Origin of the sequence: Vibrio albus (assembly GCF_003144035.1) — a bacterium.
In the GTDB taxonomy this organism is placed as follows: Bacteria; Pseudomonadota; Gammaproteobacteria; order Enterobacterales; family Vibrionaceae; genus Vibrio; species Vibrio albus.
Map to the genome: position 1 here is coordinate 1 of NZ_QFWT01000021.1, position 2,807 is coordinate 2,807.

Sequence of the window (2,807 nt, forward strand, 5' to 3'; positions counted from 1 at the left end):
CGATTTCCGAATGGGGAAACCCACTTACATAAGTAAGTATCTTGCACTGAATACATAGGTGTAAGAAGCAAACCGGGGGAACTGAAACATCTAAGTACCCCGAGGAAGAGAAATCAACCGAGATTCCGGTAGTAGCGGCGAGCGAAACCGGATTAGCCCTTAAGCTTTTAATGCGTCAGGTGAAGCCTCTGGAAAGTGGCGCGATACAGGGTGACAGCCCCGTAACCGGCAGCGCATTGTTAGTGAAATCGAGTAGGGCGGGACACGTGATATCCTGTCTGAATATGGGGGGACCATCCTCCAAGGCTAAATACTCCTGACTGACCGATAGTGAACCAGTACCGTGAGGGAAAGGCGAAAAGAACCCCTGTGAGGGGAGTGAAATAGAACCTGAAACCGTGTACGTACAAGCAGTAGGAGCACCTTCGTGGTGTGACTGCGTACCTTTTGTATAATGGGTCAGCGACTTATATTCAGTGGCAAGGTTAACCATTTAGGGGAGCCGTAGGGAAACCGAGTCTTAACTGGGCGTTCAGTCTCTGGATATAGACCCGAAACCAGGTGATCTAGCCATGGGCAGGTTGAAGATTGAGTAACATCAATTGGAGGACCGAACCGACTAATGTTGAAAAATTAGCGGATGACTTGTGGCTAGGGGTGAAAGGCCAATCAAACCTGGAGATAGCTGGTTCTCCCCGAAAGCTATTTAGGTAGCGCCTCGGACGAATACTACTGGGGGTAGAGCACTGTTAAGGCTAGGGGGTCATCCCGACTTACCAACCCTTTGCAAACTCCGAATACCAGTAAGTACTATCCGGGAGACACACGGCGGGTGCTAACGTCCGTCGTGGAGAGGGAAACAACCCAGACCGCCAGCTAAGGTCCCAAATTATAGCTAAGTGGGAAACGATGTGGGAAGGCTTAGACAGCTAGGATGTTGGCTTAGAAGCAGCCATCATTTAAAGAAAGCGTAATAGCTCACTAGTCGAGTCGGCCTGCGCGGAAGATGTAACGGGGCTAAGCTATAAACCGAAGCTGCGGCAATGCCTTTTAGGTATTGGGTAGGGGAGCGTTCTGTAAGCGGTTGAAGGTGTGTGGTAACGCATGCTGGACGTATCAGAAGTGCGAATGCTGACATGAGTAACGATAATGGGGGTGAAAAACCTCCACGCCGGAAGACCAAGGGTTCCTGTCCAACGTTAATCGGGGCAGGGTAAGTCGACCCCTAAGGCGAGGCTGAAAAGCGTAGTCGATGGGAAACGGGTTAATATTCCCGTACTTCTTACTATTGCGATGGGGGGACGGAGAAGGCTAGGTGGGCCTGGTGATGGTTATCCAGGTTCAAGTGCGTAGGCTGGGAGATTAGGTAAATCCGGTTTCCTAAGGCTGAGACACGACGTCGAGCCACTAAGGTGGTGAAGTCATTGATGCCATGCTTCCAGGAAAAGCCTCTAAGCTTCAGATAGTAAGGAATCGTACTCCAAACCGACACAGGTGGTCGGGTAGAGAATACCAAGGCGCTTGAGAGAACTCGGGTGAAGGAACTAGGCAAAATGGTACCGTAACTTCGGGAGAAGGTACGCTCTTGACGGTGAAGTCCCTTGCGGATGGAGCTATTAGGAGTCGCAGATACCAGGTGGCTGCAACTGTTTATTAAAAACACAGCACTGTGCAAAATCGTAAGATGACGTATACGGTGTGACGCCTGCCCGGTGCCGGAAGGTTAATTGATGCTGTTAGACTTTGGTCGAAGCGGTTGATCGAAGCCCCGGTAAACGGCGGCCGTAACTATAACGGTCCTAAGGTAGCGAAATTCCTTGTCGGGTAAGTTCCGACCTGCACGAATGGCGTAATGATGGCCACGCTGTCTCCACCCGAGACTCAGTGAAATTGAAATCGCTGTGAAGATGCAGTGTACCCGCGGCTAGACGGAAAGACCCCGTGAACCTTTACTACAGCTTGGCACTGAACATTGAGCCTACATGTGTAGGATAGGTGGGAGGCTTTGAAGCAAGTACGCCAGTATTTGTGGAGCCGACCTTGAAATACCACCCTTGTATGTTTGATGTTCTAACTTAGCCCCATAATCTGGGGTGAGGACAGTGCCTGGTGGGTAGTTTGACTGGGGCGGTCTCCTCCCAAAGCGTAACGGAGGAGCACGAAGGTGGGCTAATCACGGTTGGACATCGTGAGGTTAGTGCAATGGCATAAGCCCGCTTGACTGCGAGAATGACAATTCGAGCAGGTGCGAAAGCAGGTCATAGTGATCCGGTGGTTCTGAATGGAAGGGCCATCGCTCAACGGATAAAAGGTACTCCGGGGATAACAGGCTGATACCGCCCAAGAGTTCATATCGACGGCGGTGTTTGGCACCTCGATGTCGGCTCATCACATCCTGGGGCTGAAGTCGGTCCCAAGGGTATGGCTGTTCGCCATTTAAAGTGGTACGCGAGCTGGGTTTAGAACGTCGTGAGACAGTTCGGTCCCTATCTGCCGTGGGCGTTGGAGAATTGAAGGGGGCTGCTCCTAGTACGAGAGGACCGGAGTGGACGAACCTCTGGTGTTCGGGTTGTGATGCCAATCGCATTGCCCGGTAGCTAAGTTCGGAATCGATAACCGCTGAAAGCATCTAAGCGGGAAGCGAGCCCTGAGATGAGTTCTCCCTGGCACTTAAAGTGTCCTAAAGGGTTGTCGTAGACTACGACGTTGATAGGCAGGGTGTGTAAGCGTTGTGAGGCGTTGAGCTAACCTGTACTAATTGCCCGTGAGGCTTAACCATACAACACCCAAGGGGTTTTGATGGACTC

General features: G+C 51.5%; 1 rRNA gene. It reads left to right on the top strand.

Annotated elements, in window-relative coordinates:
* Positions 1 to 2,779: ribosomal RNA gene (locus DI392_RS19280) — 23S ribosomal RNA — on the top strand; the annotation flags it as partial.
* Positions 2,780 to 2,807: the final 28 nt, after the last annotated feature.